Here is a 24,267-nt window from a genome sequence, read left to right as displayed (position 1 = left end):
ATTGCGTTTATGTAATTTAAAACTATATTATAGTAATATCTAGAAACACATCAAAGATGACCAAAATGGCTACCATACCTAAGCAAAATCAGCCTTTAGAGTCAGTGATGGCTCCAGAACAAGAAACTAAATCTATCCAGCAACTGGAACGTATTCTCAAGCGTGAAGGTGTTCAACCACAATTATTAGGAGCAACTGGCGAAGCAATTACGATTCCAGATTCAATCTATCAGGTGTTGCGTCAAGTTGTTCATGCAATGGCATTAGGCAAAGTAGTATCAATAGCAATTCAGGAGCAAGAACTGACTACACAACAAGCAGCAGACTTTCTAAACGTATCTCGTCCTCATTTGATCAAGTTATTAGATCAGGAGCAAATTCCTTACATTAGAGTAGGAACACATAGACGTGTTCGTTTTGAGGATTTGATGAACTATAAACAGCAAAGGGATGTTAAGCGTAGGAAAGGCTTAAAACAACTAACTCAATTTTTGCAAGAAGAGGGATTTTATGATGAACAGAGTAGCGAAATAGACCAATAAAAATGAAATCTCTCTCCGTTGTTTTGGATTCTTGTGTCATCTACCCCATGCCTTTGTGTGATACCTTACTGCGTGCTGTTGAGGCAGAAATCTACCAAATCTATTTTTCACAAGAAATTTTAGAAGGTGCCACTCGCAACCTTGTAAAGAAAGGAAGAATGACAGATGCTAAGGCAGTACGTTTTCAGGAGGAACTCAAGAAAAATTTTCCAGAAGCGATGGTACTTCTACCATCGCATTTAGTAGCGGCAATGACAAATGATCCTGGCGATCGCCATGTTGTCGCAGCTGCTATAGTTGCTAACGCAGATGTCATAGTTACTTCTAACTTAAAAGACTTTCCCGTAGAGGCTCTAGCTCCTTGGGGTATTGAAGCTTGGCATCCTGATGATTTTTTGGTTTACCTTGATGAACATTTTCCAGAAAAAATGTTTCAAGTCATTCAGCAGCAATCTGAAGATTTAGAAAATCCACCAGTCAGTGTTGCCCAATTGTTGAACAAGCTAGAAAAAAATAATCAAGTACCGAACTTTGCTAGAGCTATTCGCTGCTATGAGTATGGCAATAGCATTTTGCAAATAGCCAAGAAAGCTTTAGATCAGCTAGGCAGACCAGCAAAAGAGGGTGGTAGATGCTTAGAAGGTAAACGGTATAGGCTTTGGTGTAACCAAAAAATTTTAACAATTACTTCTAAAGACAACCGAGGTGAAATTCTCAGATGTGAGAATGGAGGGATTGGTGGATACCTCTCATCGGCTGATATTGAAGCATTCCAAATCTTTGCTCAAAGCTTAGAGCAAGAAATATCAAAACCGGGAAAGCAAAAATCCGAAAGTTTATAGCTCAACGTTGACAGCTAATGTTACATCTAAGATCGTTGAGCGATGAAAAAAAATCAACGTGAAAGCACAGGTATTTAGAGGCGTAAATAAACTTTCCTACGAAGAAATCCCCGTACCCACCCTAGAAGCAGATGAAGTGCTAGTGCAGGTACAAGTAGTAGGGTTGTGTCAGTCAGATATAAAAAAAATTCGTTATCCACTGTATGAACCACCGCGCATATTTGGCCATGAAACTGCGGGAAAAATAGCCGCAGTAGGTTCGGAAGTCAGGGGTTGGCAAGTAGGACAACGGGTAGCGGTGATGCACCACATACCATGTATGCGTTGCGCTTACTGTTTAAATGAAAATTTCTCGATGTGCAATGTCTACAAAAATATCTCTACCACAGCTGGGTTTAACGCTAGTGGTGGGGGTTTTGCGGAGTATGTGAAAGTCCCAGGACATATTGTGCAGAATGGCGGATTAATTCCCATCCCCGATGATATTAGTTTTGAAGAAGCGAGTTTTGTTGAACCAACTAATTGCTGTCTCAAGGCGGTGAAAAAAGCCCAAATTGCCCCTGGACAAACTGTATTAGTTACAGGAGCAGGCCCCATTGGGTTAATGTTTGTGATGTTGGTGAAGTATTTTGGGGCAAAAGCGATCGCCACTGATTTACTACCCTCTAGAATTGAAAAAGCCTTGAATGTCGGTGCAGAAGCAGCTTTTGATGCTCGTGATCCCGATTTAACTGCAAAAATTCAAGCCCTCACCGATGGACTAGGAGTGGATGTGACCTTACTGGCTGTGCCTAGTGAAAAAGCGTTCTTTCAAGCACTAGACTGCACCCGTAAAGGGGGGAAAATACTGTTTTTCGCTGAGTTTCCCGATGAATTAGAAATTCCTATCAATCCGAATATTCTTTACCGCCGAGAAATTGATTTGATGGGTAGTTACAGTTCTTCCTACCGTCTTCAGGCGTTATCGGCTGATATTGTATTTAATCGGCGGATTGACGTACCAGCCTTAATTAGCGATCGCTATCAGCTAAAAGATTTACCAGCCGCCGTAGAACAAGCGATCGCCCCTTCTGCCGATACATACAAAATATTAATCTATCCTTGATCCGGGCAAAGAAGGTAACTCGTAGAAAATACTTATAGCTAATTTTGTCATTGACTCCCACAATGGGAGTCAAACTGAGGAGAGATATTCATGATGAACACGTACATTGCCTAATTGTTCCTAGTTCCTATTCATCTACCCCAATTCATGCCCATGACATTAGTTATAGTTGCTATCCTAGCTTTTTACTTTGCCTGTAATCTTGGTGCCAATGATGTTGCCAACGCAATGGGAACATCTGTTGGTTCCAAAGCTGTGACTCTCAAACAAGCAATCATCATTGCTGGAGTTTTAGAGTTTACTGGCGCTGTCTTGTTTGGGCATGAAGTTTCAGAAACATTAGCCACAAAAGTTGCTAATCCTAGCTTATTTGCGGCTACACCTCAATTATTGGTTACGGGAATGGTGACAGTATTAATATCTTGCGGTGTATGGTTGCAAATTGCCACTGCCAAAGGTTTACCTGTGTCATCGTCTCATGCAGTGGTTGGTGCGATCGCCGGATTTAGTGCTGTAGCAATGGGTATAGGTGCAATCGATTGGTCATCAATTGGGATGATTACCATCGGCTGGATTGTCACACCAATAATTAGCGGTAGTATTGCTGCGTTGTTTTACAGCCAAATCAAGTGCTGGATTTTAGATCAACCAAATCAAGTCACCCAGCTAAGAGAGTGGATTCCTTGGTTGAGTGCGGTTTTGGTGGGTGTATTTGGTGTAATTGTCCTACCTTCGCTAACGCAACCTCTGACTAACTATTTGATCGAAAAAGTTGGTATTGATCTACCTGCTTACGATATTCCCTTATTCACAGGTGCATTAGCAGCAGTCGGACTGACTTTAATTAGTTGGCGACAACTGGAAATGCAGGGGTGCAGGGGTGCAGAGGAAGAATACATGACTCAGCATTCAATACTCCCTAATCCCGTCGAAAAATTATTCGGTAGATTCCAGCTACTGAGTGCTTGCTTTGTGGCTTTTGCACATGGTTCTAATGATGTAGGAAATGCGATCGCACCCTTAGCGGCGATCGTTTATATCAACACAACTGGTAATGTACCGATAAATGGTATTGATATTCCTTTGTGGATTCTGGTTGTCGGTGGCGCAGGGATTGTTACAGGTTTAGCGATTTGGGGAAAAAACGTCATTGCTACCATTGGCGAAAACATCATTGCTTTGCAACCCAGTAGTGGATTTTGTGCAGAACTTGCAACCGCTACTACCATTCTCCTAGCTTCTCGGTTAGGTTTACCTGTTTCTACCTCTCACGCACTTGTTGGGGGTGTAGTAGGGATTGGGATGGTGCAAAGCTTGAACTCAATTAAACTCCAAACTCTGCAAGCGATCGCAGCTGCATGGTTAATTACGGTTCCATTAAGTGCAGTTCTGAGCGCAAGTATCTTTAGTATTGCTCGATTTTTTTGGTACTAACTGGAAATAGAGCTAAGTGTTTGTGTTTACTAGGGAAATTTGCTGATGAATAACAAACTTAAAAAAGACTGGGAGAAAAATCGCCAAATGAATATTTAAATTATTCTGACTTCCTATTGCCCACTGCCTCGAAATACCAGAATTAGCTAAAATATTTTCTAGGAGCAAATAATATTTGAGAATTCACAAACAAATAAATCAGTCTATAGGAAAAATGTAAACTGTCGCTAAAGTTACATTTTGGGCGAATTTACATCTAACTTTTACAAATTGTCCATTTTTAAGGATGACTAGGTATTTATTTACAAGTATTTAAAACTTACGGTTGCTATCAAAATAACAAGTATTTATATTGAGTGACATATTTTCTCTCTCAAAATCTCACTTTTAAAGGATTGGATTTTCCGGCTGATACGCAGCACAAAGTATGTGAAGCGGTAAAGCCAAAAACTACATACTTTGCCAAGCTGTGTTCAGCGTGACAAAATTACTTTGATACGTGCAAATCTTGTTAAATTTTTTGGTCTATCTGACAAAATACTGAAAATTAGTATGAGCGCCAAGCAAATTTACGGGAAACAGCTTTATCTTCAAGGTGTTAGAGGTTAGAAGCTAATGGGGCGAATTGAGAAACGGCCAGACAACCCGCGAGTTAGAGGCGAACTATCGAGATCAGCCGAAACAGCACTTTGGGCTGTTGTGGAGGATTTAGAAAATCTCCAACAGAACGTGCTGAGGTCATTGCAAGAAGAAATAAAACGGTTACAAGCAGATAAAGAACGGCTGTATGATGACATTCAAAAGCTGTTAGAGGAAAAAGAACACTTACAGCAAGTGCGACAAATTACTGAACAGCAAGTGTTAATTCGGCAGTTGGCAGAAGTTTTAGCCAAACATATTTCTTCGCAGTTGCAATCATCGCTCAAGAATTTAGCTAGTGAACTGAAAATGAGTGGCGCTGATGAACAAGCAGTACTCAAATCAGCTGAAAGTAATGAGCAGATTAAACAAATGTTAGGCACTTTGGATGATACTCTCACCATTACTTTTAACTCGCTGCAACAGGAACTAAAAAATTATCAAGGTAATCTTTCTGGGCAATTGTCTCGGATGCAAAGCCAGCAGGAGCAAGGCGAAGTCATTGTTGAGGAATTAGTTAATCACCTGCGAGGGGAATTAACCAAAGTTATTCAAGAAACGACCCAAGTAACCAAACCATCACCGCCAACGGTTTTACAACCACCAGATGAGCCACCATCGGGTAGTTCTGTAAAACAATCGCCACCAACAGTTTTACAATCAAGTGAGCGATCGCCTAATACTTCTTTAAAAGTATCTTCACCCACGGTTTTACAACCAGATGAGCCATCATCAGCGAGTTCTGGGATAATTTATCCACTTTTATCAGAAGTCACCAACAAATCGGATGACAACCAGACTACATCTTCTGTACCAGTAACATCCTCAGCAGTTATTATTCCACCAACTCAAGAAAGTCCCACCCAGCCAATTTCCATCGCTCCCAAAGACTTTCCACCCAAGGAAAAACCACCTGAGCCAATTGTTTTACCGAGCAAAAATATCGCGGAAAGTGAAACTTTCTTTTCACCCAGTAACGTTAAGGCGAGTGAACAAAATTCTGCACTGCGTCCTGATTTACCAGAAACACAAATAAAATTTTCATCAAGTAAAGCTAGTGAGCCAGTTTCCGTTATTAACCCAGATTTAGTTGAAGGTGAAACAATATCTCCACCTGCTGCACCAGAACCTAAACCAAGAAGGTTAGGAAAATCTCAAAGTTTATCCCCAGTGCAAATTGGGTTTTTGCTGGTTGTGTTGTCTACAGTCGTGTCTTCACTGTATAACGTAGCTGTGAAAATGATGTTCCACCAAAATTCTGCGGTGGTTGGTAGTCTGGCTGTAGAACGTTTGTTATTACCCACTTTGGGAAATATTTTCTTAATTTTGTTGCTGCGCTTGGCAATCGTAGTTCCATTAACGTTGCTGTTAGCGCCAATGATGCACCCCCAGGTTTGGCAAGATATCAAAAACTTGATGGAATCATTTCAAGGTAAACCTTCAGCAGCGAAAGTCAAAGCACAGAGAGTTTTGCAACTATCAATTGCTAGTGGTTGCTTTTTGTTTTTATCTCAGGTGCTAATTTACATGGCTATAGGTCAAGTAACGACAGGTATGGCGATCGCACTTTTCTTTATCTATCCCAGTGTTAGCGGTTTACTGTCTTGGTTGTTATTCCGCGATAAACCCACTGGAGTACGCGCTGCGGCAATTGGGGCAATTTTCTTGGGTGAATTATTAGTGTTAGGCGGCGCTGCGACTGCGGGGATCAGCGATTTTTCTGTTGGTAGCACTGCTGCCATTTTTGGTGGTGTCGCTTTTGCTTGTTATGTAATTTTGACCCGGATCTGTGCCGCGAAACTGCATCCTGTGTCTTTTACTTTAATTAGTTTCACTACCATGTTTGTTTTGAGCTTTATCGGTTTAATGTTACCCCTACCAAGCACTTTGAGCCTGGACATTGATGGTTCTAAGTTACTAGAGATTATTTTAAGTGCTTTTATTTTGGGGGTGCTGACACTTTTAAGCTACGTTCTTAACAATGTTGGTATTCGCCAATTAGGAGCATTGCGATCGGCCATCATTGGCGCAGGTGTACCCATCTTAACCGTAGTTTTTGCAGGTTTGTTGATTCAAGAAACTTTAGAAATTATTCAGATTTTAGGCGTTTTATTTGTCACTTTTGGTGCTGCCGCTTTCAGTTTCGAGAAAATGCGGCATCAAGTTAAATCTTCTAGTGCTGAAACTTAAATGACAAAAAGTAGGCATTTAACAGCCAGGAAAGTTAAAAATCGAATGTTAAACAAATAGACCATCATTTCAACTTTGATTTTTAACTTTTCAATTCTTTATTTTGTTTTAATAATTCTGTATAAGCCTTCCCAATACCACAATTATCTTAGCAACATAACAACAATTTTAGCAAAAAATATTCTTAAATCTGGTAATTGCATTTCGACACCAGATAAACGTATATTTCATAAATAACAAAGCACAAAATTATTTTCGCTGACTTCATAAGAGTTTAACACCCAAATATTTAGTACAAAACAATTGTCAAAAGTTCAATTTCTATCAGTAAATCGTCATTAAACTGCTATGAATATTTAGACTGTCTCCGTTCTTGACACACTCTGAAATACTCAGTTTTGTAGTCAAAGTATCAATTAAATTGTTAAATCATAAATGATTAAAAATAACTTTCTCATATTCATTGAAATATCAGGAATCCTTAATAATTGCTAGTATCTAAATTAGGATAAATTCAATATCAATTTAATATTAAGATTGGGTTAATTTACACAAACTTGATAAAAAAGCTGACAGAATAGAATATCATAATTGAAGGCAATAAAAAGTATTTAGGACTAGGAATTATCTACCTGATTTGAGGAATTTAATTTTCCCATGTACTAACCACCAAAAGATGCCAAAAAGTTGCCGAAAGATGTGAGTATCTATGGTAGTCTACTAGTTATCTACTCAACCTGGAATTTGTTGCAAGTTCAGTAGGCGATTGACTCTGAGATTACTCCTCACAAACAGGAAATCAACAGGTAACTGAAGTTCTCTACAAACCCGAAGAAATTAGTCATTCTTGGGAAAGGTGCTTACCATAAAATCCATCAGCTAGTTACTGCTATTTCAGCAATAAGGTTTGTTACCACAATTAGGAAGCATTTTTTTCCTGTTGTCACTAGTAAAGGATGCAAAAGTCTTGAACCTGAAGACAATCTTTATAGATTAAAGCGGGGAAATAGATGCTTTTGTAATGGGGATGACAAGTAGAGAAAATAAATGGTTATTTTCAGAGTCTGTCAGGAAAAGATAACAATAGCCAAATAAATCAGCTTCTGTTTAATAGTAATTCGCTATATAATTCGGAGCCATTGGCAGTTTCGACTACTAGTAACCTCAGAGTCACAGCATCCTAAAAAGTCTAAAGTAACGACATCGCCTCAAGTTGGGTGTATACTACTTACTTTCCTCTGACTATAAATCTGTAAACGTGCTATTTAACTGTCTGTAATATGAGTAACGACATAGATCTGATCAAACGTCTTGGCCCTAGTGCGATGGATCAGATCATGCTTTATCTGGCTTTTAGTGCCATGCGTACGAGTGGACACAGGCATGGAGCATTCTTAGATGCAGCAGCCACGGCCGCTAAGTGTGCAATTTATATGACCTATCTCGAACAGGGACAAAACCTCAGAATGACGGGTCATTTGCACCACCTGGAACCAAAGCGAGTCAAAATTATTGTTGAAGAAGTCAGACAAGCTTTGACGGAAGGCAAGCTGCTGAAGATGCTGGGTTCTCAAGAACCTCGCTACTTAATTCAACTGCCTTACGTTTGGATGGAGAAATACCCTTGGCAACCAGGGCGATCCCGCGTTCCGGGAACTAGTTTGACCAGCGAAGAAAAAAGACAAATTGAGCAGAAACTACCCAGTAACTTGCCAGACGCACAACTAGTTAGCTCTTTTGAATTTTTGGAACTGATTGAATTTCTGCACAAGCGATCGCAAGAAGTTCTCCCACCTGAGCATCAAATGCCCTTGAGTGAAGCCTTGGCAGAACACATCAAGCGTCGGCTGCTTTATTCAGGTACAGTAACTAGAATTGATTCGCCTTGGGGAATGCCCTTCTATGCACTGACTCGTCCTTTCTATGCACCAGCCGACGATCAAGAACGAACCTATATCATGCTAGAAGATACGGCGCGGTATTTTCGGATGATGAGAAACTGGGCAGAGAAACGACCAAACTCCATGCGTGCTTTAGAAGAACTAGATATTCCCCCAGAAAAGTGGGATCAAGCAATGGAGGAACTTGACGAAGTTATCCGCGCTTGGGCAGATAAATACCACCAAAGTGGTGGTATTCCTATGATTTTACAGATGGTTTTTGGTAGAAAAGAAGACTAACGAAGTTCCTCTGAAAACTTCCGGCTAATCAAATAAGCATCCTCAAACTCAGCAACAGAAAATTTCAGATCAAATGTATCATCATCACGACGGTTAGGCTCCTGCTGCAAAATTAGAGACATTGTGAATTTTTTGTCTTCCATAGCAGGATGCTTCCGTTGCCATCCACTTTTAAAAGTCGGATGATTAGTATTTTTGAGCTTTATATAAATAAACAGGGTTATTTTTAGTCAACCGTCTGTCGTCAAGAAACAAGTCACGATAGTCGGTTGACCAAAGAAAAGATTAGTAAGTCATATTAAAACTTAGGTAGTGAAACGCAACAATCAATAGGTATAAAAATTTAGGGTGTAAATGAGCAAAACTCTTACACCCTAAATTCTTGTACCCAATTTCAACAACTCAGCTTTGTGCCTAAGTTCTGTAAGCTCAAATTTATGGCAATGTCGGTGAAACCGTAAGTCCATTAGCTGTTTCACTAGCATCAATACAAGTATCTAATGCCTGCATTGGTGTTAGAGAAATTTCTTTACGCAAACCAACAACACAATCACCAAAAGTGACAGGCTGTAAACTGCGACCACAGTAATTTAAAACCGCTGGGTTAATTTCTTCTTTCGTATTGAGGCTAACATCTACAACACAACTGGCTAATTCCTTGGGACGACGCGCCCTTGTACAGTAAGCCAACGCATCTGTTGGGTCAATCTTTGTTCTCTGTTTAATGGTCGCCACACAAGCAGATAAATCTCTGGGACGTATTGCTGTAGCACAACCTTGGGCCGCAGCTGGTTGTGCTACACCGGCTTTTAAAAGTTGTGCTGCACAAACACGGTAACTATCGTGGTCATCAGAAAATAATGTCAGAGCCGTACTGGGAAGGCTAGATGTCCACAGTCCTGCTACAGCCAAAACTGGTGTAGCCCAACGAATGGTTTGAGTCTTGAGCATCCCAGAAATATACCTGCCTTGAGGTTTTCTAGCTTTACTAACCTTTTGCGTTTCCATTGCCATTTTTCAAAAACCCATCAGTTCTGCTAACTCAAATGTACGATAACTCTGATTGATCTTCAGGATTCTGACACTTGGCTGTTGAATTCTTCTATTTATAAATTTTTGATGATTAAATTTCGGATTTTTGGCATTTTTCATTTACAGATATTTATAATAGTATGTCTGGGTAAAATTTAAACAGGATTAGATTAAGGAAACTCATGTCCCGATACAGAGGGCCACGCCTCAGAATTGTACGTCGCTTAGGCGAATTACCAGGATTAACTCGTAAAAGCGCAAGACGCGCCTATCCACCGGGTCAGCATGGTCAGAACCGCAAAAAGCGCTCTGAGTATGCTATCCGTCTAGAAGAAAAGCAAAAGCTCCGTATGAATTACGGTCTCACAGAAAAGCAACTGCTTCGCTATGTCCGTAAAGCTAGACGTGTAACTGGTTCTACCGGACAAGTGCTGTTGCAATTGCTAGAAATGCGCCTGGATAATACCGTTTTCCGCTTGGGGATGGCTCCCACAATTCCAGCAGCGCGTCAGCTGGTAAATCACTGCCATGTCACAGTCAACGGTCGTGTAGTAAATATTGCCAGTTACCAGTGCCGTCCCGGCGAGGTAATTGCTGTTAGAGATAAAGAACAATCACGGAAGTTGGTGGAAACTAACTTGCAATATCCCGGTTTAGCTAATCTTCCCAGCCATTTGGAATTTGACAAAAACAAGCTGGTTGGTAAAGTTAACAGTGTCATTGAGCGCGAGTGGGTGGCTCTACAAGTTAACGAACTGCTGGTTGTGGAATACTATTCACGACAAGCGTAAGAAAGTGCTGAGTGCTGAGTGCTGTTAGCGGTAGCGGGGCGTTCAGTCCGTGCTGAGTAGTTAAACAGCCTCAAATCTCAGAACTCATTACTCAACAAGGTTTTATCCACCAATTTGCGACATCGTGCGGCTGTATGTGCCGCTTGTACCAGAGTCGCGGCCTTTAAAGTTAATTTCTGGCTTAATAGCCAATAAGTCTCTGACTTGCTCTCGTAAGTAATGAATGCTCACACTGGAGCGTAGAGCAGTTTTTAAGTCTAATTGACCAGTTTCATTTAATAAGCAAGGACGTAACCAGCCATCAGCGCTCAGACGCATTCGGTTACAACGATCGCAAAAACATTCCGACATCTGGCTAATAAATCCCAGTGTCCCCTTTGCTCCCGGAATTTGAAAAACATCAGCAGGCCCGCTACCACGTATTTGTGATTCTGTCAAACCCCATTGCTGGCGGATGCGTTGGCGTAAATCAGCAGAAGATACCCAACCGCGATCGCCAAATAATTGCCAATTGCCGATAGGCATAAACTCAATAAATCGGACGTGCCAATTTTTATCAATGGTGAGGGCGGCTAAGTCCAGAACTTCGTGGTCATTTACATCTGGGATCACCACTACATTCAGCTTCAGCGGGTTGAAACCTACCTTGTAGGCAGCTTGAATACCATCCCAGACTTGTTGCCAGCGAGAACGTCCGTGATTGCCGATAATTTGATCAAAGATATCGGGATCAAGGGAATCTAGACTGATATTAATTCGGCGTAAACCTGCATCATAGAGATTTTTGGCGATGGGTGCAAGTAAAAAGCCGTTGGTTGTCATCGATAAGTCTTGAGTTTTGGGTAATGATGCGATCGCTTTTACCAACTCTACTACACCAGGACGCAGTAGAGGCTCTCCCCCAGTTAAGCGAAACTGCGTAAAACCAACAGGGATAAACACCTCTTGAATCAGAGTCAGTAGTTCTGCGTCAGTGAGAAGCTGTTGTTTGAGGGCATATTCTAGTTCTGCACCCTCCGGCATACAGTATTGACAGCGAAAATTACAGCGATCGATTAAACTAATGCGGAGATAGTCTACCTGGTTCATTTTAAAGAATTTATTTCTATTGTATTTTCCGCTAGAGGGTAAGCAACATTGCTCACCTGATATCTTGTAACATTCTCAATCAGCATAAAGTGGGCAATGTTCACAAAATAAAAGTTAGGGTTTGATGGAGGTTTCCGTATTACCCACCTGACTTTAATTGCAATCAAGCAGCTGGTGCAAGATATTTATCCAAAAATACATAACCGTTCCCGATAGATAAAGTGTAGTAAATAAATAAAGGCGCAAAGCTTTGCGCCTTTAGTTTTGAGTATATTTAACTTAACAGATAACTTTCTCCCTAGCTGGCTAACACTGGCTGGGGGATTTTTTTTGGTAGATGAAAGCTTTTCGCTGCAAATTTTTCCGGGAGATGCACTTTGATAGCAGAACAATTAATTGGTAGATGCACCCTGATAACTTCTTCCCTAGCTGGCTAACACTGGCTGGGGGATTTTTTTCTAGCAAAACTTCAGCAGAAGTAATGCTAGTTATTCATAGATTATATTTGGAAGATGCTAATTGAAACTCGAACATAATAATTGTTATAAATGCACCCTGATAAATAAATCTCCTAGTTATCTGCAACCACTGGGAGATTTTTTTATGTTTGGTAAATAGCAACCATGATTTTTTAAAATTTATTCGGAAGATATTGATAACTTCTCGAATAAATAAATTATTAATCGACGCGCCCTAATAACTAACTCCCCTATGCACTGGCCACAACTGGTAGATTTTTTTATGCTGTTTTAACAGCATATTAGCTTTTGGAATTTTTATCCGGAACATACTTCTCAATCCTAGAAACAGATTATTGGTAGTTGTACTAAGATAACTAACTTTTTGGTTTGGTAGATACACAACTGTTTTGCGATTTTGAAGCACCTTATATCCTTTAGAACAATTGTTCCGGAAGACTTTGCTAGACCTTGGAACAATTAATTGGTAGATGCACCCTGATACTTAACTCCCTGAATTAGCTAACACTTTCTTGGAGATTTTTGTGAAATGTTGGTAGTTGCTTAGGCGTATATTCTAGCGTAAGTTTCAGACAATATACTAGTGCAAATAGTATTTTTTGACTATCAGTGTCAGCATTTATTGACTTAACTTAACTCTAAATCTTCGCAGGTATCATGCTACCGATAGAGTTTATCAAACACCCTTTGTGGTTATAACATTAAACTCACTTATTAACCTTCTACTATTTACAAATAGCAGATGGATTGTTGAAATTTTTTTGCGATCGCTCAGTTGCTTTGCAGAAGCTACCCTGGATGAGAATCGTAAGTTTGTACATCTTATCATAGTTTATAGTCAGATCTCTACTGATTTGTCAAAGCCAGATTACAGATTGCTAAAAATTAATTTTTTAGGCGTGATTTCCATATCTGTAATAGGGTCATAGCTTGGGTTTTGGCTAAAGTCACTGGTCTAGTCAACAGCATTTCCTAGCAACTATATATTGCCGGGAAAATATTTTTTTAGATAAATTTTTACTTAAATTCTCATTAGCTGTATTATTTCATCTTGATCATCCATGAGTAAGATGATTTTTTATTAAAACTATGATATTATTTTTTCCCGGTTTCCAGGGAGGTGCAAAATCATAATGAGTTTAGCTGTAATTAAATTTTCATCTGAAGAGTGCGGCATTTGTCATAAAATGGCTTTCTATGATCAAAAAGTAGCAGAAGAACTGGGTTTGCAGTTTATTGATGTGAAAATGCAAGACACAGCTACTTATCGCAAATATCGAAAAATTTTGCTCACCCAGTATCCTGATAAATCAGAAATGGGATGGCCTACTTATATTATTTGTGATTCTTCCGAAGGCGAATTTCAGATTATTGGTGAGGTTAAAGGCGGACATCCCAAAGGAGAATTTAGAAGTCGTCTGCAAGCAGTTGTAAATCCTGCGGCTAGTCAGAATTAATTACTTCAAAAGATTTTACTTCTAAAACTGGGCCAATCATGGCGATCGTCATGATATCTTCACGCACCTGTCCTTTAACTTTGGCTTGCTGCCCAGCTTTGAGTAAGCTTTTATCAGCGCCTTTGAGAATTTCGTAAGTTACACCCTCATCGGTAACTAATGCCCAAGCGCCCATACCAATCTCACGACGTTCAATAGTGCCTGTAACTGTAATGCTCATAATTAAGTGCTGAGTACTGTTAGCGGTAGCGGGGCGTTTAGCCCGTGCTGAGTGTGAGTAGTGACTAGTCACTACTCACTATTCCCTGATATTTTATGCGACTTGTTTATCGTTGTTAACTGCCAAACGAGCTAGTCCGTAGCAGAGTAGGGCATTAACAATGAGAAATATTCTTGCTAAGTTACCGCTACCCAAGCCCCAAACGGCTGGGTCGTAAATTGCGCTGACTGTCAAACAAGCGGCTACACCTAAAGTAGAACCAATGGCAAACCATTTCCAACTAGGATGTCCTAGCAGAAATACAACTAGAACAAGCGGAATCAAGACACTAGCAAATACAGGATTGAAAGCATCTGTACCTTGTAGCGCATTACCTAATTCAGGTAAAGAACTACCTAAAACACGGAAAGGCCATTGAGGTAAGTCAAATATATAGATGCCTTTGAGGAAGAATAACCCAGAACTGCCAAAAGTTAAGCCACTAAATAAAGCCCAACTCCAGGTGAAGGGGAAGTAAACTCGTAAAAACCAAGCCAGCAGATAAGAACCGACGACCATTAAAATCTTCGGTAACAGTGCAACTACACCGCCATCTATCCAAAAGCCGGGGTTAATATAACCGTTATCTCGCAACCACCGAAAGAAATCTGGGAAACTTATTTGTCCTTGGGCTGCTAGTTTAACTGCGGCTTCGGCGTTTAGTTGTCCAGCGCCATAATAGTTTAAACCATCATCTTGAATGACTCTGGCTGACTGTTTGAGGACTTTTAAAATCTCATCTGGATTTTCAATGCCTTTAGCTTTAATTAAAGCGGCCACACCTGCAACGTGAGGGGAAGCCATACTTGTACCTTGGAGTCCCAAAAATACGCCTTCGCCATTTTCGTTGATGGTTTCTTGCAAAATTTTACCAGTTTCACTTCCACCAGGAGCCGAGATATCTACACCAGCACCAAAGTTAGAGTAGTCTGCTTTTTCACCATCTGGGCCGAAAGAGGAAACGCCGACAACATGAGGATAACGGGCTGGATAGCTTGCGCCATTGGCACTTTCATTCCCCGCGGCGGCTATGATAACTACACCTTTTCTGTAGGCGTAATCAATGGCATCTTTCATCAACTGGCTTTCACCGCCACCGCCTAAACTCATATTAATTACATCTGCGCCTTTGTCAGCCGCAAATTTAATTGCTTCAGCAATATCGGCAACTGTACCGCCACCATAATCATTTAAGACTTTTAGGGGCATAAGACTGGCTTCGTAAGCAACTCCAGCTACACCATATTGATTATTGGTGGCTTGGGCGACTGTACCAGCAACGTGTGTACCGTGTCCGTTGTCGTCTGTGGCTTGTTCTCTGTCGTTAACAAAATCGTAGCCTTTGACAAATTTTGTCTCTTTTAAGTCGCGGACTTGGGTAATGCCAGTATCAATCACAGCAACGGTGATACCGCTACCTTTAGTTTCCGCCCACGCGCCTTCAATGCCGATTTTGTGAAGGTTCCACTGCTTGCTGTAATATTGGTCGTTGGGGCCAGTTAATGAAGGTTTGTCCGCGTTATTTTGGGGTGGTGTTAGTTCTCCAAGAACGGTGGTTTGAGGTTCTGGAGGAATTCTATAGATGTAATTTGGCTCTATAAATTCTGTGGCTTTGGCAAACTGAGATTTTTTCAGTTCTTTGAGCCTTTGGCGATCGCCTCTGATAATATACACATTGTCTTGTGCAGAAAATTTATTGTCTAATTGGGGTGTAAGGTTGTATTGTTGAGCGATCGCTTGCAAATCTCGGTTTATTTCATCTTTGGCAATATCTTCCCGAAAATCAAGCACAATCGTTTCAAAATCACCTTTTGCTGCTAGTCCCTGAAAATTTAAAAATCCAAAAACAGCAGCGCCTAGCCCAATAATAAACAGGCACAATAATAATAGCCTTCTCATATTAAATCGTCACCGCTTTTGCCAGTTTGCTCACTAACATAACTTATCTGCATCGCTCATTGGTGTAATTGTCACTTTAGTTAGTTAAACTTTCACTTACGACTCAGGATTGTTTAAACGATGGAACGTGGTCTTTTATGGTTGCCTTTGTTGATAGCGTTTTTTTGGTTGGCTTGGCAAGGCTCAAAAGAATATCAAAAAGTCGAGGCTTATAAGATTTGGGCAGGACAATTTGAACGTGCCAAATATGATATTTATGCTGTATTAGGTCAAAAAGACAACAATCTTACTTGGGGTAAACCCACACCAAAAGGAATAATTAATTTAGAAACTTTTTCTTTGCTTGATGTCAAAAAAATTCATCTTTTGGTAGATGGCAAAATTGTAAATATAGCAGCACATCCAACAAAAGGTCGTGCTATTGAGTTAGAATTTATTATTGCTGAATCCGCTAATTCTTCTATACATATACCCTTTACAGAAATCCCTTTAGCTGTGAAATGGGCTGAATATTTACAAGGCGCATTACAAAATTTACTAGAGGAACAAACTCTGTCATAAAACAGTCCAAAATTGTAGGAAATTGCTAGGTATATTTAGGAGTTAAGAAACATTAGATTCCCTAATTATTTAAGAAATAGGGAATCTAATTTTCTAGGAATTTATCCAAAAAAATCTTAGATAAATTAATTTATTTTTTATCAAAAATTCAGAAATTTTATCTCCACTAACTGTAGTAAGTATTAGACGTTAAAAATCAATAAATTTTTGCCAATAGATGAGAATTGATATGAGAAAAAATATTGCGCTCTTGGGTGTATTTTTACTAGCAGGTGCTTGTAATTCTAGTATTGATGGCATTTCTCAGGCAAGCAACACAGCAAAAGCAACGGTAGAGAACTGTCCAAAAGCCGCGGTTGTGACTTTAGCATCACCCAATAAGAATGAAGGCTTTTATGAAATATTTGATTGGCATATTCGTAATATCGTAGCGAATGATGACGTTATGAAGTTTCAAACTTTAAAACAGGATTTTGTTTTCTGTCGGGCTAATAATACTTGGACGGTACAAACAGGAACTTTATCCAAGGATTTGCAACCACCAAGTAACTATACAGCCTTGGCACAGGATTGGGTAAATCCTAAGTTAAAGAATATTAATTTTCAGGGTAAAACCTATCAGTATCGTGTTGTGCAAGAGCCAAAGTATTCTTTAAGCTCAGATAATAATATCTCCCGACCAGAAGTACCAGATCCAAGCAAAGATAAAATTGTTTTTGAACTAATTACCCCTGATAGTAAAAATCCTCAACGGCAAACTGTGTACACTCTCAAGGATTTGCAGAATGCAGCAGTGAAAGCTGGATTTTCCGCTGAAGGAAATCAGTTGGGCGTGCCGAGAGTAACATCTAGTTTAGTTTATGGAGAAAAGATTTGGTGGGCGATCGCATTTGAACAAGGTGAAGGTAACAATGGTATTGCCACCATCATGAGTTACGATCCCAAAACTGAGAAATTTAGCTTGATTCAACCAGAGGCACTGGGATTTACACAAATTACAGATTTAGCCATTACTGGCGATGTGAATAGTCCTACTTTTTGGATGGGGACTAATTTAGGTGGTGAAGGAAATCTCTACATTCCCGCTAAAGGATTAGTTGCTTACCGTCCTGATGGTTCTTTAAGTACTTACACCACACATAACAGCCCGTTAGTTGGGGCAATTCCTGACAAACTCAGATTGGAAAATGACATCCTTTGGGTGAGTAGCGCCAACGGAGTTTGCCAAGTGAAATGGCAAGCAGCTGATAACCCAGAAAGTTGGGCTTGTTGGCGTTTTACGGCAATGGCTAAACTGCCAGAAAAATTACCACTTTACAGTGCATCAACTAATCAAAAGCCAGCGGTATCTTTGCCTGGTAAGAATACTGTAGAAGTGTTGTGGTGGAGTCCGGTGAATTTCCAAACCAATAAAGGACGTTATGAGGTGACATATCCTCAAGGCTTCACTACTAAACTCAATGAAGGTACAAGTAAGTATGAATTTGGGCATTCTTTACCATCAGGTAAACCACCTATTGAATGGCCTGGTTTTGAATGGCATTGGAGTGGACAAAAATTTGTCCGTACCTTAGATGAAGTTTCCTTAAATCTAGTAGGTGGCGGCCCTCAAGGTATCGGTTCTGGAGAATTTCAACCAGAATTACCGATGAATTGGCAGGCAATGCGCGGTGATTTAGAGTTAGTTGATATTTCTCCCAAGTCCACCAGCGTAAAATATTACTCTGGTTGGGTTGACTCCAAAAAACTGCAACCTTATCTTACAGTTGTACCGCAAACCAGACCCCAAAACCCTCAACCAAATCCTTTGTTGAAGGGTCAATAGTCATTTGTCAACAGGCTGAAGGCTAAAGGATGAAATTTCAGACTTCAGACTTTACACTTCATACTTTCTTCTCCCTTCCCTTATGAATGCTGAAACAACATCGAAAATCCCTGTGGCTTTAACTATTGCTGGTTCTGATAGTGGCGGTGGTGCGGGAATACAAGCTGATTTACGCACCTTTGCTTTTCACTGTGTCCACGGTACTAGCGCTATAACCTGCGTGACGGCACAAAATACCTTGGGAGTAGTGCGAGTTGATGCAGTGCCATCAGAGGCAGTTGTAGCCCAAATACAAGCGGTTGTGGAGGATATTGGTGTACAAGCAGCAAAAACAGGAATGTTGCTGAATCAAGAAATTATCACGGCGGTTGCCCAGCAAGTGGAGGCTTTAGAAATAAATAATTTAGTGGTTGACCCGGTGATGGTATCACGCACAGGCGCACAGTTAATTGATGATGATGCTATTAAGACGCTATGTCAGCAGTTGATTCCCCAGGCGGCTATTATCACCCCTAACCGCTATGAAGCACAGATTTTAAGTGGTTTGCCGATTAATTCTCTGGATGATATGAGGGAGGCAGCCCAAATTATTCACCGCGATTTAAAGGCAAAGACTGTTTTAGTCAAAGGTGGCGGGATGGAGGGAAATGCCCGTGGTGTTGACATCTGGTTTGATGGCGATCGCTTGGAAATCTTGACAACACAGCAAGTAGACACGCAAAATACCCACGGTACAGGTTGTACATTATCAGCGGCGATCGCTGCTAATCTGGCAATGGGCAAGGATTTGTTAACATCTGTCAAACAAGCAAAAGAGTATGTTACAACTGCCCTGGCTTACTCGCTTAGTATTGGCAAAGGTCAAGGCCCTGTAGGACACTTTTTTCCTTTGTTACGAAATTGACCTGTGCCTAGTGGAATATTGTAAGTTGTTAGTTGCTTGTTATGGCAATTTTTAGGTATTAACTCGACCAAAAAAAATCTTTGCTATCTCAGCATTTATCTATTATTCTTGGGCATAGTTTCATATCTAGCCATTTTTCATAGCATCTCTAGTAAAATTCCATTACCTTAACTTTTGATACCAATTCACCGATGCGAACAACCACAGCAGCTGTTCATAGCCACTCTGCAAAAAGGCCCGCTTCTCCAAATCATCCTTCCTCTGTGCCACTGTACGTATATCGGGAATTGGCAGCAGAGTTAGAAGCGACGCAGGCGAAATTAGATGCACTCACCGCAAAAAATCAACAATTAACGCAAGAAAATCAATTTCTGCGCCAAGAAATTACCAAAGTTTTGCAGTCTGTCTCAAATTTGCAAAAGCTAGTTGATTTCCGTAGTCCAGAGAGTAAGGAGAGTAACTCTCAACCCCGGCCTACTGGTGAAGTGAAAAATACTGCCAAACAGCCGAAAAAAGCAGCCCGTCCGCGTCAATCCGAAGCACGTCCGCGTCAATCTGAAGCACCCAAGGCCAAGCGCCGCCCAGATTTTTCTGTACCTGTAGTAGAAATCAGTTCTCACATCCCAGAAACAATCTTTATCGAAGAACAGTCCGTGAATTATTATCCTTCAATGGAAGCAAAAAAGAAGGAAATGAATGGTTGGGGGTTGGTGATTACGATTTTGTTAGTGATGCTGACTGCTTTTGGTGCTGGGTATTTAATTGTGCGTCCCTTGTTTGCACATCAGAGTAACTAATTTTGCTGTAAATTGTTAACAAATATACTTAAATGTAGAATTTTTCTATTTTTAAGTTAAATAAAGTATGTTTATCTCTTGCCTGTTTCAGTCATCAATCTGTGATGTCAAAACTGCATAGACAAAAACCAAACACTTTAAAAAAAGTTGCAATTATTACATTATGTTTTGGTAATCACGTTATTGGTAAGAATGTCAGACGGTTGATCTGGTTAGATGGATAAACGAACCTATTAAAATTTAGGAGTCAAATACATGAAAAAAGTAGAAGCAATTATTCGCCCATTTAAGCTTGACGAAGTGAAGATTGCTTTGGTTAATGCTGGTATCGTGGGGATGACAGTTTCGGAAGTGCGCGGTTTTGGACGGCAGAAGGGACAAACAGAACGCTATCGTGGTTCTGAATACACTGTGGAGTTTCTGCAAAAACTGAAAGTAGAAATTGTTGTTGAAGATAACCAGGTTGATATGGTTGTAGACAAAATCATTTCTGCTGCCCGCACAGGAGAAATTGGGGATGGTAAAATCTTCATCTCTCCTGTTGAACAAGTTGTGCGGATTCGGACTGGAGAAAAGAATACAGAAGCAGTATAAGGCTAAATAGTGGCGTGAGCGATCGCGTCTAGTTATTGGCCAAATAGTCAGCGTTGCTGAAAGTGAGATGAACAACATCCGAAAGTTGAACTTTCAGAGGTTTTTTCGTCTCTAACATCAGCAACGCCTACTGTAAAAATTCAACAGGCTAATTTCTCAGAGAAATTATTTAGCTGACTTTGCAAAAACTTGAAAAATATTTTGGTAGCCTTCTTTTGCTAAATTTTCAGCCTCCCGACGTTCTTCATGAGAAAATTCACTTTGTAGTTCTTCGTCGTTAGAAAATTTGGCAATTAGTGTTTCATCATCGAAGAACAAAGTTTCTCCTGAGTGGAAATATCTGATGGCTACGACTTTGTTATTTTTAAACCAGAAACCCACACCATCTCCTACTTCTAAAAGTGCTTCCGAAGCTGTGACAGGTTCATTGTTGATAGTACAAATCCTATAACTAACGCCTGCTTTAACTTTTGTTACTTCTTCACAACCTTCAGTCATTTCTGTTAAAGCCTGCATTAGCGTATCAAAAATTTCTTTTGGAGTTTCTGTCTTAATTTCCTGTTGTTTGCTTGCAGAAGTATCAATCACACATCTATCGGGGATACCATCACCATCATCATCAATGCGTGAGTCATTTTGTCGCCCATCATTGTCGCAATCAATTGCACCTCCAATAATTTTACTTTCTTTCACACCTGATGTTTGAGGAGTGGATACTTGAGATGCTTGAGATACTTGACCAGTAGTGAGTAAAGTAGTGCAAACTAGCAAGCTCAAAGATAATTTGTTGGCAAATGGTAGCGATATCATGACTTATCTGAGTATTTGGCTAGTTTAGTTTGCCCAAAATAGATAGTATGGGCGACATCTGTCACTAGTCTTTCTTCAGTGCATAATCTTTATTCTCAACACTCTTGATTCTGGCTGCTGAATTCTGACTTCTTCCTCAACTCATGGCAAATAAATTTATTAAAAAAATAGATTTTGCTCACCAAAAATTCACAGTAATTGAGATGAATCTCAGTACTAACTCGTGAAAAAATATAGTTTGGTCAACTACTGTGATTTATCACCACTTTCCAAAAGAGACATAGAATCTTTCACCCGCCGAATTGGTAAATTAGCAATCAAAGCTGTTGTTCTTTGGTTGCTTTCGAGCGTAAATTCCAAACCATCAGTTTCTATTTCCACGTAGCGACAGACGATATCAAGAATTTCTTGACGCATTTTTTCTAACGTCTGAGCATCTAAGTCAGCGCGATCGTGAGCTATGACTACTTGTAGGCGGCGTTTAACTTGATTGCGACTGTTTTCAGGAGGTCGAGAAAAAAGTCGTTCGATAAGTTCAATGATCATTGTTGTTAATAGATCTCAGGAGACTGAAACATTAAACAATCTTTGTCCACAACAACTTCCGCAAACGGGCGAAGATGTTATCTGGGGGCGCGTCGAGATCCAAGAATTCGACTGTTTCTCCTTCCAATCTCCGAGCAATATTTTCCACAGCTATAGCAGCTAAAGAGGGAGTATCCCCTAATACCAAGGGTTCGCCGCGATTGGTCGAGACAATTACACGCTCATCGTCAGGGATAACGCCAATCAAGGGGATTGCCAGCAGTTCCTGAACATCTTGAACAGACATCATATCATTTGCCCGTACCATTGCTGGTCTGATGCGGTTTATTATTAAGTGTACACGCTTAACACCTTGTGCTTCTAGTAACCCAACTACCCGATCAGCATCTCGAACCGCGGAGATTTCTGGAGTAGTGACAATCAAAGCTTCTTTGGCTGGGGCGATCGCATTTTTAAATCCGTTTTCAATCCCCGCCGGACTATCAATAATTACGTACTGATATTTTTGCGCCAGTGCATTCACTAACAATTTCATTTGTTCGGGAGTGACTGCATCTTTGGAACGATTTTGGGCTGCGGGTAGAAGTACGAGGTTAGTTTGGCGTTTGTCTTTGACTAACGCTTGTTCTAACCGACACTCTCTGGAGAGAACTTCTACGGCTGTATAGACGATGCGGTTTTCGAGTCCTAACAGCAAGTCCAAATTTCTTAAACCAAAATCTGCATCAACCAAGGCAATTTGACGACCCAATTTAGCGAGGGCCATACCTAGGTTTGCTGACACTGTAGTTTTACCCACCCCTCCTTTACCGGAGGTAATCACAATAATGCGAGTCATGTTCAGAGTTGCGAGCGATGAGGGTTCAGGAATTATAATAGTTATTTATGGTACTTGATTTATCCTAGCTAATTGATTTCTAGAAAAATCAGTAGCCCTAGCGATGCGAATTCCTTGGGGCGTGATATGTGCCACTTCGGGAGAAAATTGCGATGGTAGCTTTTCAGGCGCTCTGGCTACAGCATCGGCGATTCGCAATTGAGTTGGTTCCATTTGCAAAGCCATAATTAAGCACTCGCGGTTCCCCCCAGCGCCAGCATGAGCAATTCCACGTAAACGCCCCCAGACTAAAATATCTCCTTCTGCAACTACGATACCACCTGGATTGACATCTCCTAGCAAAATTACTGTTCCGGGATGACGAATTTCAACTCCTGAACGGACAGTCATTTCGAGATAGAGTGCGTCTGCTTGGCTGGTTGTAGTTACTTGAGCTTCGGAACTGAGGGAGGTTTGTGGCTGTAGTTGTTCTACAGAATACCCTGATGTGACAGCGGCGATCGCAGTTTGTCGCCGACTTGTAGCGACACATTTTAGCAACAGTTGCACTTCACTAAAGCTGTCGGCTAAATCTTGCAGTTGTCTGCTGTCTAACAAGCGATCATAGGCTATCAAGTATACAGGTGTATTTGGTATCCTTAAGCGATCGCCTGCGTTTAATCGCAACTTCAATTGTTGCCAAATATCAGACCAAGCTAGTTCTGATGCTGGTAATTGAGATTCTGTCGGTAAGATGACCAACAGTTTTTCTGCTTCATGTTTGAACTGAACTTGAAAATTTTTGAGTCGATTGTCTATTTCGGCTTCTGTCACATCCCAAAGAGTAGGACTTGCATCTGCAATGGGTAATTCAGCATTGGTTTCTAAGTCCTTAGCCAAATTTAACTCCAATTCTCCAGGCGCAGCATTTAACTCTACATCCTGAAGTGGAGAATTTGACTCTAATTCTTGGGGTACAGACTCTGGATTTAACACTAAAGGCGGAGAATTTGATTTTAAATAAAGGAGAACAGATGATAACTCCGTATCTGGAATGACAGAGTGAGGATCTGGCTCAGAAACGGTGGAATTCGTCTCAATATGAGAAACATGGGAATTTACATCTACATCAGATAGATGAGAGATAGACTCTGCATCAGGAAGTGCAGAATTTGACTCTGGATTGGGGATAGCAAAATCAGAAGTCATGCAGCACCAGCCATAAACACAACTGAAACTCCGGGTAATTACTTATCTTAAATTAGTTATACAAAGGAACAACATTCTCACCCAAGAAAGTTATGAGGACTGAGTGCTGTAAACGCTTCTGTTACCTCCCGTGAGATGCAGCAACAACTGCGGCTCAGAACTTTTGAGGATTTCACTGAACTCATGTTTCTGAAGTATTTCAGAACAAACATTTTGTATCAACCCTGATTTATTATTCTTAACTAGTGATCTAGACAGCTATTAGG

At 40.5% G+C, this 24,267-nt stretch carries 22 protein-coding genes; 13 read left to right on the top strand and 9 right to left on the bottom strand.

The features are described from left to right. Window positions 1–65: 65 nt before the first annotated feature. The 6 genes from NOS7107_RS01565 to hetR all read left to right on the top strand — a co-directional run bounded on the left by NOS7107_RS01565 (window position 66) and on the right by hetR (window position 8,932). Window positions 66–542: a helix-turn-helix domain-containing protein gene (locus tag NOS7107_RS01565; protein ID WP_044500436.1), complete on the top strand. Its 477-nt coding sequence runs from the start codon at window positions 66–68 to the stop codon at window positions 540–542. A gap of 2 nt (window positions 543–544) precedes the next feature. Then, a complete protein-coding gene (locus NOS7107_RS01560; RefSeq protein WP_015111234.1) occupies window positions 545–1,384 on the top strand; it encodes a PIN domain-containing protein in 840 nt (279 codons plus the stop codon). Between the two features lie 58 nt (window positions 1,385–1,442). After that, on the top strand, window positions 1,443–2,489 hold the full coding sequence (locus tag NOS7107_RS01555; protein WP_015111233.1) for a zinc-dependent dehydrogenase: 1,047 nt from the start codon (window positions 1,443–1,445) through the stop codon (window positions 2,487–2,489). Window positions 2,490–2,636: 147 nt separating this feature from the next. Next, complete coding sequence (locus tag NOS7107_RS01550; protein WP_015111232.1) at window positions 2,637–3,923, top strand: inorganic phosphate transporter; 1,287 nt, start codon at window positions 2,637–2,639, stop codon at window positions 3,921–3,923. 615 nt (window positions 3,924–4,538) lie between these two features. Next, entirely contained in the window at window positions 4,539–6,752 is a 2,214-nt protein-coding gene (locus tag NOS7107_RS01545; RefSeq protein WP_015111231.1) for an EamA family transporter, read from the top strand. 1,280 nt (window positions 6,753–8,032) lie between these two features. Next, window positions 8,033–8,932, top strand: a complete 900-nt coding sequence (gene hetR / locus NOS7107_RS01540) for a heterocyst differentiation master regulator HetR (RefSeq protein ID WP_015111230.1) — start codon at window positions 8,033–8,035, stop codon at window positions 8,930–8,932. Here the strand turns inward: hetR and NOS7107_RS28385 are convergent. After that, a complete protein-coding gene (locus NOS7107_RS28385; RefSeq protein WP_015111229.1) occupies window positions 8,929–9,075 on the bottom strand; it encodes a hypothetical protein in 147 nt (48 codons plus the stop codon). The two genes, hetR and NOS7107_RS28385, sit on opposite strands and share 4 nt — an antisense overlap. Before the next feature lie 292 nt (window positions 9,076–9,367). Next, window positions 9,368–9,940, bottom strand: a complete 573-nt coding sequence (locus NOS7107_RS01535; protein WP_044500434.1) for a hypothetical protein — start codon at window positions 9,938–9,940, stop codon at window positions 9,368–9,370. Window positions 9,941–10,146: 206 nt separating this feature from the next. Between NOS7107_RS01535 and rpsD the strand changes: the two genes are divergently transcribed. Next, the gene (gene rpsD, locus NOS7107_RS01530) at window positions 10,147–10,755 is read left to right on the top strand and encodes a 30S ribosomal protein S4 (protein ID WP_015111227.1); all 609 of its coding nucleotides are present in this window, start codon (window positions 10,147–10,149) and stop codon (window positions 10,753–10,755) included. Between the two features lie 102 nt (window positions 10,756–10,857). On the opposite strand, the gene moaA is transcribed toward rpsD, so the two are convergent. Continuing rightward, window positions 10,858–11,844 (bottom strand): GTP 3',8-cyclase MoaA, encoded by a 987-nt coding sequence (moaA, locus tag NOS7107_RS01525; protein WP_015111226.1) that lies wholly within the window; start codon window positions 11,842–11,844, stop codon window positions 10,858–10,860. Between the two features lie 1,612 nt (window positions 11,845–13,456). Between moaA and NOS7107_RS01520 the strand changes: the two genes are divergently transcribed. Then, window positions 13,457–13,780: a hypothetical protein gene (locus tag NOS7107_RS01520; RefSeq protein ID WP_015111225.1), complete on the top strand. Its 324-nt coding sequence runs from the start codon at window positions 13,457–13,459 to the stop codon at window positions 13,778–13,780. Here NOS7107_RS01520 and NOS7107_RS01515 read toward each other — a convergent pair. Next, on the bottom strand, window positions 13,767–14,000 hold the full coding sequence (locus NOS7107_RS01515; protein ID WP_044500430.1) for a hypothetical protein: 234 nt from the start codon (window positions 13,998–14,000) through the stop codon (window positions 13,767–13,769). The two genes, NOS7107_RS01520 and NOS7107_RS01515, sit on opposite strands and share 14 nt — an antisense overlap. Window positions 14,001–14,093: 93 nt before the next feature. Next, window positions 14,094–15,938, bottom strand: a complete 1,845-nt coding sequence (locus NOS7107_RS01510) for a S8 family peptidase (RefSeq protein WP_015111223.1) — start codon at window positions 15,936–15,938, stop codon at window positions 14,094–14,096. A 120-nt stretch (window positions 15,939–16,058) separates the two neighbouring features. On the opposite strand from NOS7107_RS01510, the gene NOS7107_RS01505 reads away from it, so the two are divergent. From NOS7107_RS01505 to NOS7107_RS01485, 5 genes are all read left to right on the top strand, one after another. After that, window positions 16,059–16,499 carry a hypothetical protein gene (locus NOS7107_RS01505; RefSeq protein WP_015111222.1) on the top strand — a complete coding sequence of 147 codons (441 nt, stop codon included), beginning with the start codon at window positions 16,059–16,061 and terminating at the stop codon, window positions 16,497–16,499. A 229-nt stretch (window positions 16,500–16,728) separates the two neighbouring features. Then, window positions 16,729–18,324, top strand: a complete 1,596-nt coding sequence (locus tag NOS7107_RS01500) for a hypothetical protein (RefSeq protein ID WP_015111221.1) — start codon at window positions 16,729–16,731, stop codon at window positions 18,322–18,324. A gap of 82 nt (window positions 18,325–18,406) precedes the next feature. Further along, window positions 18,407–19,228 carry a bifunctional hydroxymethylpyrimidine kinase/phosphomethylpyrimidine kinase gene (gene thiD, locus NOS7107_RS01495; protein ID WP_015111220.1) on the top strand — a complete coding sequence of 274 codons (822 nt, stop codon included), beginning with the start codon at window positions 18,407–18,409 and terminating at the stop codon, window positions 19,226–19,228. 263 nt (window positions 19,229–19,491) lie between these two features. Next, window positions 19,492–20,025 carry a hypothetical protein gene (locus NOS7107_RS01490; RefSeq protein WP_367579880.1) on the top strand — a complete coding sequence of 178 codons (534 nt, stop codon included), beginning with the start codon at window positions 19,492–19,494 and terminating at the stop codon, window positions 20,023–20,025. 255 nt (window positions 20,026–20,280) lie between these two features. Beyond that, window positions 20,281–20,619 carry a P-II family nitrogen regulator gene (locus NOS7107_RS01485; RefSeq protein ID WP_015111218.1) on the top strand — a complete coding sequence of 113 codons (339 nt, stop codon included), beginning with the start codon at window positions 20,281–20,283 and terminating at the stop codon, window positions 20,617–20,619. Window positions 20,620–20,784: 165 nt separating this feature from the next. On the opposite strand, the gene NOS7107_RS01480 is transcribed toward NOS7107_RS01485, so the two are convergent. The 4 genes from NOS7107_RS01480 to minC form a co-directional block, all read right to left on the bottom strand. Then, complete coding sequence (locus NOS7107_RS01480) at window positions 20,785–21,429, bottom strand: hypothetical protein (RefSeq protein WP_015111217.1); 645 nt, start codon at window positions 21,427–21,429, stop codon at window positions 20,785–20,787. A gap of 246 nt (window positions 21,430–21,675) precedes the next feature. Beyond that, the gene (minE, locus tag NOS7107_RS01475; RefSeq protein ID WP_015111216.1) at window positions 21,676–21,975 is read right to left on the bottom strand and encodes a cell division topological specificity factor MinE; all 300 of its coding nucleotides are present in this window, start codon (window positions 21,973–21,975) and stop codon (window positions 21,676–21,678) included. A 31-nt stretch (window positions 21,976–22,006) separates the two neighbouring features. After that, window positions 22,007–22,813, bottom strand: coding sequence for a septum site-determining protein MinD (gene minD / locus NOS7107_RS01470; RefSeq protein WP_015111215.1), 807 nt, complete (start codon window positions 22,811–22,813; stop codon window positions 22,007–22,009). Window positions 22,814–22,858: 45 nt separating this feature from the next. Beyond that, window positions 22,859–24,001: a septum site-determining protein MinC gene (gene minC / locus NOS7107_RS01465; RefSeq protein WP_015111214.1), complete on the bottom strand. Its 1,143-nt coding sequence runs from the start codon at window positions 23,999–24,001 to the stop codon at window positions 22,859–22,861. Window positions 24,002–24,267 lie beyond the last annotated feature (266 nt).

Origin of the sequence: Nostoc sp. PCC 7107 (assembly GCF_000316625.1) — a bacterium.
Lineage (GTDB): Bacteria > Cyanobacteriota > Cyanobacteriia > Cyanobacteriales > Nostocaceae > Nostoc_B.
The sequence above is the reverse complement of the archived record's forward strand: the minus strand, read 5'-3'. Positions and strand labels throughout refer to the sequence as shown.